Origin of the sequence: Massilia sp. MP_M2 (assembly GCF_039123635.1) — a bacterium.
Classification (GTDB): Bacteria; Pseudomonadota; Gammaproteobacteria; order Burkholderiales; family Burkholderiaceae_D; genus Telluria.
Map to the genome: position 1 here is coordinate 384,820 of NZ_JBCHJF010000003.1, position 17,964 is coordinate 402,783.

Sequence of the window (17,964 nt, forward strand, 5' to 3'; positions counted from 1 at the left end):
GGCATTGCGGTATGATCGCGCCGTTTGTCACCATCCACCGGAGCACCCGATGCAGCAACCCCGCCGCCGCGTACCATCGCCGAACGCGAACCTCGTGATCGCCGCCCTGCTGGGCATTCCCGGCATCCTGAATATCTATACGGGGTTCACGCGCCCGAGCCCCGGCGACATCCTGTCCGGCATCGCGGCGCTGGTCTACGCGCTGCTGCTGGTGCGCGATGCGCTCTACATCAAGAAGACGGGCGCGCCGGCGATCCCGCAGCACAAGATGCTGCTGATCGGGTTTGGCTGCCTGGGTGTGTACCTGATCGGTATCCTGATCAAGCACAGTTAAGGCCTGCGCCGCCTATTTGCGCAGCTTGGCAAACGCATCGGCCATCGCGCCGCCGGCCGGCGCCGCCGTGCGTTCCTGGCGCTGGTGCTGCTGCACGCGTTTGGCGTCGTTGCGGTCGGGGCGCTGCGCAGGTTGCGCGCCCGGTTGCGGCGCGCTGTCCGTCAGGCGCATCGTCAGCGCGATGCGCTTGCGCTTCGGGTCCACTTCCAGCACCTTGACCTTCACCACCTGGCCGGCCTTGACGACCGTGTGCGGGTCTTTGACGAACGTGTTCGACAGCGCCGAGATGTGCACCAAGCCGTCCTGGTGCACGCCGATGTCGACGAATGCGCCGAAGGCGGCGACGTTGGTGACCACGCCTTCCAGGATCATGTCCGGACGCAGGTCCGAGATCTGCTCCACGCCATCCTTGAAGGTCGCCGTGGTGAATTCGGGCCGTGGATCGCGGCCCGGCTTTTCGAGCTCCTTCAGGATGTCGGTGATGGTCGGCACGCCGAACTTGTCGTCCGCGTACCTCGCCGGATTCAGGCTCTTGATCAGGGCGCCGTCGCCGATCACGGCTTTCATGTCGCGCCGCACGTCGAGCAGGATCTTTTCGACGAGCGGGTACGACTCAGGGTGCACGGCCGACGCGTCCAGCGGGTTGGCGCCGTTCATCACGCGCAGGAAGCCCGCCGCCTGCTCGAACGTCTTGTCGCCCAGGCGCGGGACTTTTTTGAGCGCCGCGCGCGAGGCGAATGCACCATGCGTGTCGCGATACGCGACGATGCCCTGCGCGACCGTGGACGACAGGCCGGATACGCGCGCCAGCAGCGGCGCCGATGCGGTATTGACGTCCACGCCGACCGCGTTCACGCAATCCTCGACCACCGCGTCGAGCGAGCGCGCCAGCTGGCTTTGCGAGACGTCGTGCTGGTACTGGCCCACGCCGATCGATTTCGGATCGATCTTGACCAGTTCGGCCAGCGGGTCCTGCAGGCGGCGCGCAATCGAGACCGCGCCGCGCAGCGACACGTCCATGTCGGGCAATTCGCGCGAGGCGAATTCGGACGCCGAATAGACCGACGCGCCGGCTTCCGAGACGACGATTTTCGTCAGCTTCAGCTCGGGCTGCTGCTTGATCAGATCCTGCGCCAGCTTGTCGGTCTCGCGCGAGCCGGTGCCGTTGCCGATCGAGACCAGCGACACATTGTGTTTCGCCGCGAGCAGGCCAAGCGTGTGCAGCGCGCCGTCCCAGTCATTGCGCGGCTGGTGCGGATAGACCGTGGCGGTATCGACCACCTTGCCGGTGGCGTCGACCACCGCGACCTTCACGCCGGTGCGCAGGCCAGGGTCCAGGCCCATCGTCGCGCGCGGGCCCGCCGGCGCGGCCAGCAGCAGGGCCTTCAGGTTGCGTGCGAAGACGCCGATCGCATCGAGTTCGGCCTTGTCGCGCAAGGCGCCCATCAATTCGGTATCCAGATGCATGAAGCTCTTCACGCGCCAGGTCCAGCGCGCCGTATCGAGCAGCCATTTGTCGGCCGGGCGGCCCTGCGCCTTGATGCCGAAGCGCGCCGCGATGCGGCCTTCGCACGGATTGAGCGGTGCGTCCCACTTCGGTTTTTCGGGCTCGGAATCCAGGCGTAGCGACACGTCCAGCATGCCTTCGCGGCGACCGCGGAGCAGTGCCAGCGCGCGGTGCGACGGCACCGCGGCCAATGGCTCGTTGTAGTCGAAATAGTCGGCGAATTTTTCGCCTTCGTCTTCTTTCCCGGTGACGACCTTCGATTCGACGATGCCGTGTTCCTGCACGTACTCGCGCAGCGTCTGCAGCAGCGCGGCGTCTTCGGCAAAACGCTCCATCAGGATCTGGCGCGCGCCATCGAGCGCTGCTTTGGTGTCGGCCACGCCGGGGTTGGCGCCGCCGTCGGCGTTGGTAAACGCCTCGCGCAGATAACCCTTGGCGATGGCCTCGGGATCCTGCTGCGGGTCGGTCAGCAGGCTGTCGGCCAGCGGCGCCAGCCCCGCCTCGATGGCGATCTGGGCCTTCGTGCGGCGCTTCTGCTTGTACGGCAGGTACAGGTCTTCAAGACGCGTCTTGTCTTCGGCCAGCGCGATCGATTCCAGCAGCGCCGGCGTCATCTTGTTCTGCTCCGTGATCGACGCGATGATCGATGCGCGCCGGTCTTCCAGCTCACGCAGGTAGCGCAGGCGTTCTTCCAGAAGGCGCAGCTGGATGTCGTCCAGGCCGCCGGTGGCTTCCTTGCGATAGCGCGCGATGAAGGGCACGGTGGCCCCTTCATCCAGCAGGGCGATGGCGGCAGCCACCTGGGCTGGCCTGGCGGCGAGTTCTTTGGCAAGGCGTTGTTCGATGGATGGCAGCATAGGCAGTGGTGAAGCACGGATCGTGGACCAAGCGGCCAATGATACGCAAACAATGCCGATACGCCAGTCTTGACAGGGCCACACGAACATGAGAGAACAGTCGGTTGACTGCAGACACGCGCGTTGCGCGCGCGCACCATTTGCAGGCAAGGTGCGATTACGAACAAATCGGAAGTGTTCGTATGCGAGATAATAGTCGTTATTGCCGTTTTTAATACCCTGCCACGAGACCCAATGACAACAGTCGATTATCTTCGCGACAAAGCCAGCGACGCACCCGCAGCCCGCACGCCCGCACGTTCTCCGGCCTTGCCGGCGCCGGTCGTGAGCTGGTTGCAGCGGGTCGAAGCAGCGGCGCATCCGCAACCGAAGCTGACCGATGAAGTGGTCGACCCCAAGGCTGCGCAGTACAAGTTCGTCTACGTGATGGCGCCCACCAGCGGCGGGCGTCATGTGGCGCTGTGCCTGTGCAAGGCGCGCCTTCGGCCAAACGGCGACGTGGCCGCGGCCAGTCCCGTGAGCGAAGTTTTTTCGTTGTTGTCGGCGCCGCCGGCGTATCTCGAAGGCGACGATATCGACCTGGTGCGCTTTTTCATCGCGATGCGCAGCGGGTCGGCGCAAGGCACCAGCGCCACCGAACCGAAAGGCAAGGTCGGCGCGATCCTGCTGCAGATGCTGCTCGAACAGGGCAAGCTGCTATGGGCGAACTCGTGGGCCGACATGGCCGGCGGCCTGGTCTACCCGCTGCAGTGCGGCCCGACCCGCCTGGCCAGCCTGGCCTGGCGCGACGAAGGCCGCGTCGTAAAACTCGGCTGGTCGGTTGAACCCGTGGGCGGCGCGGCCGTGCACAGCGCCGCCGACCAGATCGACTACATGCTGCCGACCGATCCGCCGTGGTACATCGACAATCTGTCATGCGGGCCGCTTGAGCTCAATCGCGGCGGCATCGACATCTCGCTGGCCGAACTGCAGGCGCTCGTGGCGCAGGCACCGACGCTCACCGGCACCGATAAAAAACGCGTCTCGCAACTGCTGCTCGCGCACGGCCTGCAGCAACTGATGCCGTTGCCGCAGCCGCTCACGCAGCGCCTGCGCAATGACGTCAAACCGATTCCGCACCTGCTGCTCGATGCAGTGCAGCTGGCTGACGGCAGCGCCGCGCGCTGGCAGGACTTCGCCGTGCTGGCCTTCGATTACGACGGCCAGCGCGTGTCGTTCGACCCATCGCAGCGCGTCGTGCGCCAGGTGGGCGACCTCACCGAAATCATCGAGCGCGATCCGAAACTCGAAAGCGACGCGCTCGACAAGCTGGGTGAGATCGGTTTTCGCAAGCCGGCCACGGCGCCGCTCAACGTGATGGCCGGCGCGTTGCAGCTCGAGAGTCAGGCGCACTGGCTGCGCTTTGCCGAGCACTCGGTCGACGCACTGTCCGACGCCGGCTGGCACCTGCAAAAATCGGGCAAGTACCGCTACGACGTGGTGCCGGTCGAAGACTGGTATGCCGACATCGACGAACCGCTCGAGGCCGGCAATGCCTGGTTCGAACTGGAGCTGGGCATCGTGGTGGCCAAGAAGCGCGTGCCGCTGCTGCCGGTATTGGTGCAGCTGATTCGCAGCGCGCCGCTCGAATTCGATCCGAGCGTGCTGGCTGCGCACACCGAGTCCGACCAGATGCTGGCCGTGCTGCCCGATGGCGAGCGCGTGGCGCTGCCGTGGGGCCGCCTCAAGCCCATCCTCGCCACGCTGGGCGAGCTGTATTTCAATGACAAGATCAAGGCGCGCCTGCGCCTGTCGACGCTCGACGCGGCGCGGCTCGAAGAACTGGCGCGCGGCGTCGAGCTGCAATGGACGGGCGGCGAGCGCCTGCGCGAGACCGGCCGCAAACTGAGCCAGTTCGGCGCGGTAAAAAAAGTCGAGGCGCCTGCGGGCCTGCAGGCCACCTTGCGCGACTACCAGCTCGATGGCCTGGCGTGGATGCAGTTCCTGCGCGAATATGACCTTGGCGGCATCCTGGCCGACGACATGGGTCTTGGCAAGACGGTGCAGACGCTGGCGCACATCCTGATCGAAAAAGAAGCGGGCCGTTTGACCAGTCCGGCGCTGGTGATCGCGCCAACGAGCCTGATGGCCAACTGGTTCGACGAAGCAGCGCGCTTTGTCCCGAGCCTGAAAGTGCTGCTGTTGCAGGGCAAGGAGCGCATGGAGTCGTTCGACCAGATCGACGGTGCCGACATCGTGCTGACCACCTACGCGCTGCTGCCGCGCGACGAAGAAGAACTGCGCAAGCACCACTATCACCTGGTGATCCTGGACGAATCGCACTACATCAAGAACACCCGTTCCAAGGCAGCGCAGACGGCCGGCTCGCTCGACGCCAGCCACCGCCTGTGCCTGTCGGGCACGCCGCTCGAGAATCATCTGGGCGAGCTGTGGTCGCAGTTCCACTTCCTGATCCCGGGGTTGCTGGGCGACGAAAAGACATTCAACACCCAGTTCCGTCATCCGATCGAGCGTCAGGACGATCCGGTACGCCGCACGCTGCTCAATCGCCGCATCCGGCCGTTCCTGCTGCGCCGCACGAAGGACAATGTGGCCAAAGAGCTGCCGCAAAAGACCGAGATGGTGCGCCGCATCGAGCTGTCCGGCCCGCAGCGCGACCTGTACGAAACGGTGCGCCTGGCGATGGACAAGAAGGTGCGCGACGAGATCGACCGCAAGGGCGTGGCGCGCAGCCAGATCGTGATCCTGGAGGCGCTGCTCAAGCTGCGCCAGGTGTGCTGCGATCCGCGCCTGGTCAAGTCGATGCCCTCGAAGAAAAACACGGCGGCGGTATCGGCCAAGCTGGTCGACCTGATGCAGATGGTCGAAGACTTGCTGGGCGAAGGCCGCAAGATCCTCGTGTTCTCCCAGTTCACCAGCATGCTGGCGCTGATCGAAGAAGAACTCACGCTGCGCAAGATCCCGTATGCGCTGCTCACCGGCGAAACGCGCGATCGCCCGGCGCAGGTGGCGGCATTCCAGCAGGGCGCGGTGCCGATCTTCCTGATCAGCCTGAAAGCGGGCGGCGTCGGGTTGAATCTGACGGCGGCCGACACCGTGATCCACTACGACCCGTGGTGGAATCCGGCGGCCGAAAATCAGGCGACCGACCGCGCCTGGCGCATCGGACAGGACAAGCCGGTGTTCGTCTACAAGCTGATTGCCAAGGGTACGCTGGAAGAAAAGATCCAGCTGCTGCAGCAGAAGAAGTCGGAGCTGGCGCACTCGATCCTGTCCGAAGGCGAGTCGCAGAAGATGGCGTTGACGCAGGAAGATCTGCAGGCGATCTTTGCGCCGCTGACCGAGTAATTGGCCAGGGCGGCTCAGTCAGCATAGCGCAAGCTCGCGCTGGTATAGATAGAGAAATGGCGGGCTCGCGAGCCCGCCATTGTTATATCGACCAAAGGTTTATGCGTAATACGCTTCGACTTTGCCTTTCAGCTTGATCAGCATCGGGCGGCCTTTGCGGTCGAGGGTCTTGCCGGCGGCGACTTTGATCCAGCTTTCGCTGATGCAGTACTCTTCGACGTCGGTGCGATCCTTGTCGTTGAAGCGAATGCCGACGTCGTGCTGGAAGACGTCACGGTTGTGAAATGGGCTGCTCGGATCGATCGAGAGCCGGTCTGGGAGCGGGGGGCGGGTAGCGGTATCGTTCATGGTAGTGAAATTATCGCCCAAACCCTGCCGGTGTGGCGCAATTGTTTCGTTTGCCAAATGCATTCCACGCTGTGGTGGCTGCTTTCATTCCTTATTGAAATCATATTTTGCATTTTGCAAAGCAATATGTCACAAGCATGTGACGGTCGCGATATACTAGCTGGTCGATACATTGCCCGTAACTGTTGGTGAGGAAAGAGGTCCAATGAAGTCCAGTCCGATAGCCGCTACCGTGCCTGCCATCCCGGTCTTTGCTGGCGATGCCGAGATGCTGACCGGCCGGCAGCTGCGCACGATTGCCGAACTGGGAGACGACATGGCCTTTGCCATTGCGCTGCCGGCTGGAAGCGTGCGCTATCTGAGTCCGGCGTTTGCGGCCCTCAGCGGCTACGACGCCGCCACACTGCAGGGCGCGCTCGATGGTGACAGCGCCTCGCCGCTGGCGCCGCTGGCCGCGTGGCTGCGCACTACGGCAGCCGGCACGCCGGGGATGCGCAACCGGCGCGAATTCGATCTGTTCGATGTCGAGCGCCGCCCGCTGGCGCTGGAAGCCCTGGCCATCGTGCCGGTCGATGACGCAACGGTGCTGGTTGGCCTGCTGCGCGACCTGTCGGTGCGGCGCGGCCATGAGAGCGAACACAAACGGTTTGCCAGCATGCTCAATCACGAGTTCCGTACGCCGCTGGCAACGATCGATGGCGCGATCCAGCGGCTGGAAGCGACATCCAGCCATGCCGAAGAATCGGTGCGCGCCCGTTATCGCAAGATCGGCGCCGCAGTCGACCGCCTGATCGGGATGCTCGACGAATACCTGTCGCCGGATCGCATGGCCACGCTCGGTCGCACCCGCCAGCCCAACACCATCACGGTCGGCGAACTGGTCGAGACGGGCGCTGCGCAGATCCGCGCGGCCGGGCGCGCAGCCGTGCTGCAGCTCGACGATGTCGCCTCGATCCTGCGCGGCGAACCGGAAGGCTTGCGGCTGGCGCTGAAGGTCATGATCGACAATGCGCTGGCGTTTTCGCCGCCCACCGCCGACGTCACTGTGCGCGTGCGGCGCAGCGGCGGTGGCGTCGAGATCGCCGTACTCGATGGCGGCGCGGGCGTGCCACCAGACGACGCATCCCGGGTCTTCGACAAGGGGTACCGCGGCCGTAACGCCGCCGGTCTGCCAGGCAGTGGCCTGGGGCTGTATATGGCGCGCTCGATCATCGAAGTCCACGGCGGCGTGCTGAGCCTCGCGCCGGGGCAGCAGGGCGCCGGCGCCGAGTTCCGTCTCTGGATGCCGGCGCTGGTCTTATAGAGGTTATAGAGGAATAACTCCTTGCTTCAGGTAGCCTCAGCAGTGATAATCGGGACCGCGCTTCGGCGAGGATAACGCTACCATCGGTATCAACGACGGGCAGGTGACTAATATGGCAAGGGCATGACGCAGATACTGATTGTTGAAGACAATGGCGAATACGCCGACGACATGGCCGAGTTCCTGAAGGAGCTGGACCATGATGTCACGATCGCCAGGACCGCCAGTGAAATGTGGGCGGCGCTGACGCGCACGCCGGCTGCGGTCGTGGTGCTCGACCTCGGGCTGCCAGACGAAGATGGCTTTAATGTCATCCCGCGCATGCGCCAGCTGTACCCGGAAATCGGGTTGCTGGTACTCACGGGCCGGGTGGCCTTTGACCACCGCATCCTGGGTTTGCGCCTGGGCGCCGACCATTATCTGACCAAGCCGATCAAGTTCCCGGAACTGGCCGCCCACATCGAGGCATTGGACCGCCGGGTGCGCCCGCAAGACCCGGCGCCGGCCCCCAGCAAGTGGATGCTGCGCGTGAGCGCGCGCCAGCTCGAGCTGATGGGCAAGGTCGTCGACCTGACCGAAAAAGAATGCAATTTCCTGCACCTCCTGACGATCAACACGCGCCCGGTACCGCGCCACGTGATCGTCGCCGGCATGGGTGGCGACGACCCCGACGCCAGCCGCCGCGTCGACATGCTGGTCTACCGCCTGCGCAAAAAAGCCCGCACCGGCCTCGGCCAGGACCTCCCCCTGCGCAGCGCCTACGGCGAAGGCTACAGCCTCTCCGCCGGCTTCACCCTCTCCTGACCACCTCTGCCCTCCAACAATGAGGGTCAGAGTAGAATTATTGGCCAATTTCCACTCAGACAATTAGGGTCAGAGTAGAATTATTGGCCAATTTTCTTTGGGAACTTGGTTGGATGATCCATATTCACGTAAAAAGTCGTGGCATAAATTGCGCATGGGTCCCATCCTGAATAATTGGGGACAGAGTCAGACGGTTTTTGCGATCTCTTGCGTTTAATTAGGGACAGAGTCATTTTCCATTGTAGAATTCTGGCTCCTCATGCACATCCGACGCCATGGCACGCCAACCTCGACTCATCGTTCCCGAGCAACCGCATCACGTCATCCAACGCGGCAATAACCGCCAGATCATTTACAGGGACGAGGCGGATTACCAGCGATTTCTCGTCTGGCTCAAGGAGGGCGCGCGGTTTTATGACGTGGCAATCCATGCCTATGTCTTGATGCCAAACCATGTTCACTTGCTGGCAACACCAAGTGACGCCACCGGCCTGGCGCTGATGATGCAAAAGGTTGGCCGACTCTATGTTCCCTGGTTTAACCACAAGTATGAGCGCAGCGGCGGCTTGTTTGAGGGCCGATTCCGCACGTCACTGATCGACTCGGACCGGTATTTCATGACCTGCAGCCGCTACATCGAACTCAATCCGGTGCGTGCGCAGTTGGCTGTCGGGCCGGGCGATTATGCGTGGTCGAGCTATGCCCATCATGCCGGGGCGCGCCTCGATACGTTGGTCAGCGACCACAGCCTGTTCTGGGCCCTGGGCAATACCCCATTCCAGCGCGAGGCGGCGTACATGGACATGGTTCAGCAAGGTTTGTCCTCCGAAGAGGTTGATTTCATCACCACCTCGATTCTGAGAAACAAGCCGCTGGGTTCGGACACCTTCAAGAGTCAGCTGGAGCAAAAAACACAACGCCAGATCTTGCCAGCCAAGCGTGGTCGCCCTTTTAATTTGCCCCTTCCGCCGCTCTCGCAAGCTTAAAAAAAAGCAATTCCCGACACAACGGCACGGTTATTCGTGCCGTTTTTTATTGCAAAAATCTATTTGGAATCAATAGCTTAACCGCTAGCGGAAAGCCTGTCCAAAGACCGTAACGACTCTGTCCCCAATTATCGAGTTTCCTGAAAAGTTGTCAAACAATTCGACTCTGACCCTAATTATTGAGGTTGACGGGGGATTTTGCATTGCACTATTCTCGGCATTCGATCCCGTAAAGTTGTGGAGAACGTCGCATGATTGCCCAAGGTTTGTATGATCCCGCCAATGAACACGATGCTTGCGGTGTTGGCTTCATCGCCCATATCAAGGGCAACAAGAGTCATTCGATTGTTGAACAGGGTCTGTTGATTCTGAAGAACCTCGACCACCGGGGCGCCGTGGGCGCCGATGCGCTGATGGGCGACGGGGCGGGGATTCTGATCCAGATTCCGGACCAGTATTACCGCGACGAGATGGCGCGCCAGGGCGTCGAGTTGCCGCCACCAGGCGAGTACGGCGTCGGCATGGTCTTCTTGCCGAAAGAGCATGCATCGCGCATTGCGTGCGAGCAGGAGATCGAGCGCGCCGTGCGCATCGAAGGCCAGGTCGTTCTGGGCTGGCGCAACGTGCCGGTCGATGCGACGATGCCGATGTCGCCGTTCGTGCGCGCCAAGGAGCCGGTGATTCGCCAGATCTTCATCGGCCGCGGCCCGGACATCATGGTCACCGATGCACTCGAGCGTAAGCTGTACGTGATCCGCAAATCGTCCGGCCACGCGATCCAGGCCCTCAAACTGTTGCACGGCAAGGAGTTCTTCGTGCCGTCGATGTCGGCGCGCACCGTCGTCTACAAGGGTTTGCTGCTGGCCGACCAGGTGGGCGTGTTCTACAAGGATCTGCAGGATCCACGCTGCATCTCGGCCCTGGCACTGGTCCACCAGCGCTTCTCGACCAATACCTTCCCCGAGTGGCCACTGGCCCACCCGTACCGCCTGATCGCCCACAACGGCGAGATCAATACCGTCAAGGGCAACTTCAACTGGACCCGCGCGCGCGAAGGCATCCTCAAGTCGGCCGTGCTGGGCGACGACCTGAACAAGCTGTTCCCGCTGATCTATGAAGGCCAGTCCGACACCGCCTGCTTCGACAACGCGCTCGAACTGTTGATCATGGCCGGCTACCCGATCGCCCAGGCGATGATGATGATGATCCCGGAAGCCTGGGAAAACCACGCTTCGATGGACGACAACCGCCGCGCCTTCTATGAATACCACGCCGCGATGATGGAGCCGTGGGACGGCCCGGCCGCGATGGCCTTCACCGATGGCCGCCATATCGGCGGTACGCTCGACCGCAATGGCCTGCGCCCGGCGCGCTACGTCATCACGGAGGACGACCTGGTCGTCATGGCGTCCGAATCGGGCGTGCTGCCGATTCCCGAGTCGCGCATCGTCAAGAAGTGGCGCCTCCAGCCGGGCAAGATGTTCCTGATCGACCTCGAAGCGGGCCGCATCATCGACGACAAGGAACTGAAGGACACCTACGCCAACGCCAAGCCGTACAAGGCCTGGATCAAGTCGGTGCGCATCAAGCTGGGTGAAATCAAGCTGACCGAATCGCAGCTGGCCGCCGGCCGCCCGACCGATGCGCAGGGCGAAAAACCGGCGCTCACGCTGCTCGACCGCCAGCAGGCATTCGGCTACACGCAGGAAGACCTGAAGTTCCTGATGGCGCCGATGGCGGTGCTGGGCGAAGAAGCCACCGGCTCGATGGGCAACGACTCGCCACTGGCCGTCACGTCCAACAAACTCAAGCCGCTGTATAACTACTTCAAGCAGCTGTTCGCGCAGGTGACCAATCCGCCGATCGATCCGATCCGCGAAAGCATGGTCATGTCGCTGGTCTCGTTCATCGGCCCCAAGCCGAACATCCTCGACACCAACAACGTCAACCCGCCGATGCGCCTCGAAGTCGCGCAGCCGATCCTGAACTTCGACGACATGGCGCGCCTGCGCAATATCGGCCAGCACACCGGCGGCAAGTTCAAGGCTTATGAGCTGAACATCTGCTACCCGGTCGCGTGGGGCAAGGAGGGCATCGAAGCGTCGCTGGCCTCGCTGTGCGCCGAGGCGGTCGATGCGGTCAAGTCGGGCCACAACATCCTGATCGTGTCCGACCGCCGCATGTCGCCCGACCTGGTTGCGATCCCCGCGCTGCTGGCCACCTCCAGCGTGCACCAGCACCTGGTGGCACGCGGGCTGCGCGCCTCCGCCGGTCTCGTGATCGAAACCGGTTCGGCGCGCGAGACGCACCACTTTGCGCTGCTGGCCGGCTACGGTGCCGAAGCCGTGCACCCGTACCTGGCTCTCGAAACGCTGGCCGAGCTGGCCCATGGCCTGCCGCAAGAACTGTCGGCCGAGACGGTCAGCTACAACTACATCAAGGCTGTCGGTAAAGGCCTGCTGAAGGTGATGTCGAAGATGGGCATCTCCACCTATATGTCGTACTGCGGCGCGCAGATCTTCGAAGCCATAGGCCTGAACAAGTCGCTGGTCGACAAGTATTTCAAGGGCACCTCGTCGAATATCGAAGGCATTGGCCTGTTTGAAGTGGCCGAAGAAGCGCTGCGCCTGCACGCGCTGGCCTTTGGCGCCGATCCGGTGCTGGCCAATGCGCTGGACGTCGGCGGCGAGTACGCCTTCCGCGTGCGCGGCGAAGACCACCTGTGGACGCCCGACACGATCGCCAAGCTGCAGCATGCGACGCGCGCCAACAACTTCTCGACCTATAAAGAATACGCGCAGCTGATCAACGACCAGACGCGCCGTCACCTGACGCTGCGCGGCCTGTTCGAATTCAAGATCGACCGCGACAAGGCGATTCCGATCGAAGAAGTCGAATCGGCCAAGGACATCGTCAAGCGCTTTGCCACCGGCGCCATGTCGCTCGGCTCGATCAGCACCGAAGCCCACGCTACGCTGGCCATCGCGATGAACCGCATCGGCGGCAAGAGCAATACGGGTGAGGGCGGCGAAGATCCGGCGCGCTACATGAACGAATTCAAGGGCATCGCGATCAAGAAGGGCGAGACGCTGGCCTCGCGCCTGGGCGATGGCCGCGTCGTGGTCGACATCCCGCTCGAAGACGGCGACTCGCTGCGTTCAAAAATCAAGCAGGTGGCGTCGGGGCGCTTTGGCGTCACGGCCGAATACCTGAACTCGGCCGATCAGATCCAGATCAAGATGGCGCAGGGCGCCAAGCCGGGCGAAGGCGGCCAGCTGCCGGGCCATAAGGTGTCCGAGTACATCGCGTCCTTGCGCTTCTCGGTGCCGGGTGTCGGCCTGATTTCGCCGCCGCCGCACCACGACATCTATTCGATCGAAGATCTGGCCCAGCTGATCCACGACCTGAAAAACGTGAACCCGCGCGCCTCGATCTCGGTCAAGCTGGTCTCGGAAGTGGGTATCGGCACGGTCGCTGCGGGCGTCTCGAAAGCCAAGGCCGATCACATCGTCGTGGCCGGCCACGATGGCGGCACGGGTGCTTCGCCGCTGTCGTCGGTCAAGCATGCCGGCACCCCGTGGGAGCTGGGCCTGGCCGAAACCCAGCAAACGCTGGTGCTCAATGGCCTGCGCAGCCGCATCCGCCTGCAAGCGGACGGGCAGATGCGCACCGGCCGCGACGTCGTCATCGCGGCGATGCTGGGTGCCGACGAAGTGGGCTTTGCCACCGCGCCGCTGGTGGTCGAAGGTTGCATCATGATGCGCAAGTGCCACCTCAATACCTGCCCGGTGGGCGTGGCCACGCAAGACCCGGTGCTGCGCGCGAAATTCCAGGGTAAGCCCGAACACGTCGTGAACTACTTCTTCTTCGTGGCCGAAGAGGCCCGCCAGATCATGGCGCAGCTGGGCATTCGCACCTACGACGAACTGATTGGCCGCGCCGACCTGCTCGACAAATCGAAGGCAATCGGCCACTGGAAGGCGCAGGGCCTGGACTTCTCGAACATCTTCTACCAGCCGAAAGTCGAGAGCCAGCGCGCGCTGTTCCACACCGAAGGCCAGGACCATGGCCTGGATAAAGCGCTCGATCACAAGCTGATCGCGCAAGCCAAGGCGGCCCTTGAAAAAGGCGAGCGCGTCTCGTTCATCTCGCCGGTCAAGAACCTGAACCGCACCGTCGGCGCCATGCTCTCAGGCGAAGTCGCCACGCGCTACGGCCACGCCGGTCTGCCGGACGACACGATCCACATCCAGCTGCAAGGCACGGCGGGCCAGTCGGCCGCAGCCTTCCTGGCCGGTGGCATCACGATGGACCTGGTCGGCGAAGGCAATGATTACGTCGGCAAGGGCCTGTCGGGCGGGCGCATCATCGTGCGGCCGAACACCGAGTTCCGTGGCTGGGCAGTAGACAACATCATCGTCGGTAACACCGTGCTGTATGGCGCGATTTCGGGCGAGGCTTTCTTCAACGGCGTGGCCGGCGAACGCTTCGCGGTGCGTAATTCGGGCGCCACGGCCGTCGTCGAAGGTTGCGGCGACCATGGTTGCGAATACATGACCGGCGGGACCGTGGCGGTGCTGGGTGATACCGGCCGCAACTTCGCCGCCGGCATGTCGGGCGGTGTGGCCTTCGTGTACGACCCGAAAGGCGAATTCGAAGCGCGCTGCAACACGACGATGGTCAATCTCGAGCGGGTGCTGGCGTCGAAGGACCAGAGCGATCCGGCGGCCTGGCATAGCCAGTCGCGCACCAGCGAGCGCGAGTCGGACGAAGCGATCCTGCGCCGCCTGATCGAGCGCCACTTCAAGTACACCGGCAGCACGCGCGCGCGCAACCTGCTCGACGACTGGGCCAACAGCCGCAGCAAGTTCGTCAAGGTGTTCCCGACCGATTACAAGCGCGCGCTCGAAGAGATGCACTTCTCGAGCATGGAAGAAGCGAACGACAAGATCGATCAGGCCGCGTAAGCAGCCGCGGACCAACGACCAAGGAAAATATTGTGGGCAAAATCACCGGCTTCATGGAATTCGAACGGCAGGAAGAGGATCATCTCGAACCGGTCGCGCGTCTGAAGAACTACAAGGAATTCGTCATCACGCTGACCGACGCGCAGGCGAAGGTCCAGGGCGCGCGCTGCATGGATTGCGGCATTCCGTTCTGTAATACGGGCTGCCCGGTCAACAACATCATCCCGGACTGGAACGACCTGGTCTTTCATGGCAATTACCGCCACGCGCTGGAGAACCTGCACTCGACGAACAACTTCCCCGAGTTCACCGGCCGCATCTGCCCGGCGCCGTGCGAGTCGGCCTGTACGCTCGGGATCAACGACGACCCGGTCGGCATCAAGTCGATCGAGCGCAAGATCATCGACACCGGCTGGGAGCATGGCTGGGTGGTGCCGCAGCCACCGAGCCAGCGCACCGGCCGCAAGGTCGCCATCGTCGGCTCGGGTCCGGCCGGCCTGGCTGCGGCCCAGCAACTGGCGCGCGTCGGCCACGACGTGACGGTCTTTGAAAAGAGCGACCGCCTGGGTGGCCTGCTGCGCTACGGGATCCCCGACTTCAAGATGGAAAAAGACCTGATCGACCGTCGCGTCGAACAGATGCAGGCCGAAGGCGTCACGTTCCGCACTGGCGTGCTGATTGGCAAGGACTTCCCGGCGAGCGTGAGCAATATGGCGCGCGACACCATCTTCCCGGAAGACCTGGAAAAAGAATTCGACGCCGTGATCATGGCCGGCGGCGCCGAGCAGCCACGCGACCTGCCGGTGCCAGGGCGTCAGCTCAAGGGCGTGCACTTTGCGATGGACTTCCTGCCGCAGCAAAACCGCGTCAACGCCGGCGACAAGCTGAAGGACCAGCTGAAAGCCACCGGCAAGCACGTGATCGTCATCGGCGGCGGTGATACCGGCTCGGACTGCGTCGGTACCTCGAACCGTCACGGCGCGGCGTCGGTGACGCAATTCGAACTGCTGCCACAGCCACCGGAACACGAAAACAAGCCGCTGGTCTGGCCCTACTGGCCGACGCGCATGCGCACCTCGTCGTCGCACGAAGAAGGCTGCGAGCGCGACTGGGCAGTGGCGACCAAGCGCCTGGAAGGCAAGGGCGGCAAAGTGGACAAGCTGATCGCCTGTCGCGTCGAATGGAAGGACGGCAAGATGACAGAAGTGCCGGATTCCGAATTCGAACTGAAAGCCGATCTGGTATTGCTGGCGATGGGCTTTGTCTCGCCGGTGCAGCAGGTGCTGGATGCCTTCGGCGTGCAAAAAGACCCGCGCGGCAATGCGCGCGCCACCACCGAGGGCGAGCTGGCCTACCAGACGTCGAACCCGAAAGTGTTTACGGCGGGCGACATGCGGCGTGGCCAGTCGCTGGTGGTGTGGGCGATCCGCGAAGGCCGTCAATGTGCACGCGCGGTCGACGAGTTCCTGATGGGCGCGTCAGTTTTGCCGCGCTAAAACATGAGGTCAATGGCGGTCGTGCAATGCGACCGCCATGTTCGCTGGCTCCCCTGCAGCCCGGCGACATATGCATGACAAACTATTTATAAACTGTCACTTGCTAATTCGCAAAGCCGTCCCCAATTTGGATGCTGCAATGCAAAATGGCCTGGCACGCTGTCGCGGGATGACGCAGCCGATATCGAGCGGTTTATGTAAAACTGTTTCAAATAGTTTGATTCCTCACAAGGAATCGCAATATTGGCATAGTTGCATAATCCAATGAAAACAATGACTTACAAAGTTAAATAGCTGACTACATAGTTATTAGTGTTGTAATGTCACGTCGTCTGCCGGGGGTAAAATCGGGTCCCTCAAGCGGGTAAATAGCTTTCTGCACTACAATACCGGATTCCCTAACCTCAAATGATGCTGTGTCGAACCTAGTCGAAATCCGCGATCTGCATTTTGCTTACGGTGAGCGTTCCATTCTGTCGAATCTGCGCATGGATTTCCCACGTGGCAAGCTCATTGCTGTCATGGGTGGTTCCGGTTGCGGCAAGACGACAGTGTTGCGCCTGATCGGTGGCCAGATTCGCCCCCAGCGCGGCGAAGTCCGCATTGGCGGCGAAGTCGTGCACAGCCTCGATACGCAGGGCTTGTACCGCTTGCGTCGGCGCATGGGCATGCTGTTCCAGTTTGGCGCGCTGTTTACCGACCTGTCGGTGTTCGATAACGTGGCGTTTCCGCTGCGCGAGCACACCGACCTGCCTGAAGAACTCATCCGCGACCTCGTGCTCATGAAGCTCAATGCCGTGGGCCTGCGCAATGCGCATCGCCTCAAGCCGGCCGAGATTTCGGGCGGCATGGCGCGCCGCGTGGCTGTCGCGCGCGCCGTTGCGCTCGACCCTGAACTGATCATGTACGACGAGCCGTTTGCCGGCCTCGACCCGATCTCGATGGGCGTGACCGCCAATCTGATCCGCAACCTGAACGACGCCCTCGGCTCGACCTCGATCCTCGTCTCGCACGACGTGAAAGAGTGCTTCGCGATTGCCGATTACGTCTACTTCATGTCCGCTGGCAAGATCGTCGCCGAAGGCACGCCGACCGAACTGCGCGTGTCGACTGATCCGTACGTGCGCCAGTTCGTCAATGCCGAGCCGGACGGCCCCGTGCCGTTCCATTATCCCGGCAAAACGCTGGCCGACGACCTGGGCCTGGGAGCGCGCACATGATCGCCCGTTTCTTTGGTTATATCGGTTGCTCGGTGCGCGAAGGCCTGGCCGGTCTCGGCTTTGCCATTCGCTCGTTCATCAGCATCCTGCGCGTCTCGCCAGGCGCGTTTCGCCGTCCGGGTTTGATTTCTGAGCAGATCCACTTTATTGGCAATTATTCGCTGGTGATCATTGCCGTGTCCGGCCTGTTCGTCGGCATGGTGCTGGCCCTGCAGGGTTATTACACGCTGAACCAGTACGGCGCCGAGCAGATGCTGGGCCAGGTCGTCGCTCTGTCGCTTGTGCGTGAACTCGGGCCGGTCGTGACTGCGCTGCTGTTTGCCGGCCGTGCCGGCACCTCGTTGACGGCCCAGATTGGCCTGATGAAAGCGGGCGAGCAATTGTCGGCCATGGAAATGATGGCGATTAATCCGGTACAACGGGTGCTGGCGCCACGTTTCTGGGCAGGCGTGATCGCCATGCCGGTGCTGGCCACCGTGTTTTCAGCCGTCGGCGTGCTGGGCGGCTATCTCGTCGGTGTGAAATTGATCGGCGTGGACGAAGGTTCTTTCTGGGCGCAGATGCAATCTGGCGTCGATGTGCGCGCTGACGTACTGAACGGCGTGATTAAAAGCTTTATCTTTGGCATCGCAGTGACCTTTACCGCCCTGTTCCAGGGGTACCAGGCCCAGCCGACGCCAGAAGACGTGTCGCGTGCTACCACACGCACTGTCGTGATTGCATCGCTGCTGGTCTGGGGGCTGAATTTCGTCATGACCGCCCTGATGTTCAATAAATAACTAACACGGTTTTAG

General features: G+C 62.6%; 11 protein-coding genes. 9 read left to right on the forward strand and 2 right to left on the reverse strand.

Going from position 1 to position 17,964, the window contains the following annotated elements; genetic code table 11:
• Nucleotides 1-49 precede the first annotated feature (49 nt).
• Entirely contained in the window at nt 50-334 is a 285-nt protein-coding gene (locus tag RCH14_RS09500; protein ID WP_343025880.1) for a hypothetical protein, read from the forward strand.
• Nucleotides 335-346: 12 nt separating this feature from the next.
• Here the strand turns inward: RCH14_RS09500 and RCH14_RS09505 are convergent, their stop codons facing one another.
• A complete protein-coding gene (locus tag RCH14_RS09505) occupies nt 347-2,698 on the reverse strand; it encodes a Tex family protein (protein WP_343025881.1) in 2,352 nt (783 codons plus the stop codon).
• A gap of 234 nt (nt 2,699-2,932) precedes the next feature.
• Here RCH14_RS09505 and RCH14_RS09510 point away from each other — a divergent pair, with 234 nt between their 5' ends.
• Nucleotides 2,933-6,046: a DEAD/DEAH box helicase gene (locus RCH14_RS09510; RefSeq protein WP_343025882.1), complete on the forward strand. Its 3,114-nt coding sequence runs from the start codon at nt 2,933-2,935 to the stop codon at nt 6,044-6,046.
• 99 nt (nt 6,047-6,145) lie between these two features.
• On the opposite strand, the gene RCH14_RS09515 is transcribed toward RCH14_RS09510, so the two are convergent.
• Complete coding sequence (locus RCH14_RS09515) at nt 6,146-6,394, reverse strand: DUF3297 family protein (protein WP_343025883.1); 249 nt, start codon at nt 6,392-6,394, stop codon at nt 6,146-6,148.
• 205 nt (nt 6,395-6,599) lie between these two features.
• On the opposite strand from RCH14_RS09515, the gene RCH14_RS09520 reads away from it, so the two are divergent.
• The 7 genes from RCH14_RS09520 to mlaE all read left to right on the forward strand — a co-directional run bounded on the left by RCH14_RS09520 (nt 6,600) and on the right by mlaE (nt 17,949).
• Complete coding sequence (locus RCH14_RS09520) at nt 6,600-7,697, forward strand: HAMP domain-containing sensor histidine kinase (protein ID WP_343025884.1); 1,098 nt, start codon at nt 6,600-6,602, stop codon at nt 7,695-7,697.
• 123 nt (nt 7,698-7,820) lie between these two features.
• Nucleotides 7,821-8,501: a response regulator transcription factor gene (locus tag RCH14_RS09525; RefSeq protein WP_343025885.1), complete on the forward strand. Its 681-nt coding sequence runs from the start codon at nt 7,821-7,823 to the stop codon at nt 8,499-8,501.
• Between the two features lie 275 nt (nt 8,502-8,776).
• Entirely contained in the window at nt 8,777-9,487 is a 711-nt protein-coding gene (locus RCH14_RS09530) for a transposase (protein WP_343025886.1), read from the forward strand.
• Nucleotides 9,488-9,738: 251 nt separating this feature from the next.
• Complete coding sequence (locus RCH14_RS09535; protein WP_343025887.1) at nt 9,739-14,454, forward strand: glutamate synthase-related protein; 4,716 nt, start codon at nt 9,739-9,741, stop codon at nt 14,452-14,454.
• Nucleotides 14,455-14,486: 32 nt separating this feature from the next.
• Entirely contained in the window at nt 14,487-15,950 is a 1,464-nt protein-coding gene (locus tag RCH14_RS09540; protein ID WP_343025888.1) for a glutamate synthase subunit beta, read from the forward strand.
• Between the two features lie 416 nt (nt 15,951-16,366).
• Entirely contained in the window at nt 16,367-17,170 is an 804-nt protein-coding gene (locus RCH14_RS09545) for an ABC transporter ATP-binding protein (RefSeq protein WP_332531268.1), read from the forward strand.
• Nucleotides 17,167-17,949 (forward strand): lipid asymmetry maintenance ABC transporter permease subunit MlaE, encoded by a 783-nt coding sequence (gene mlaE / locus RCH14_RS09550; protein ID WP_343025889.1) that lies wholly within the window; start codon nt 17,167-17,169, stop codon nt 17,947-17,949. Before RCH14_RS09545 ends, mlaE begins: the two co-directional genes overlap by 4 nt.
• The last annotated feature ends 15 nt before the right edge of the window (nt 17,950-17,964 follow it).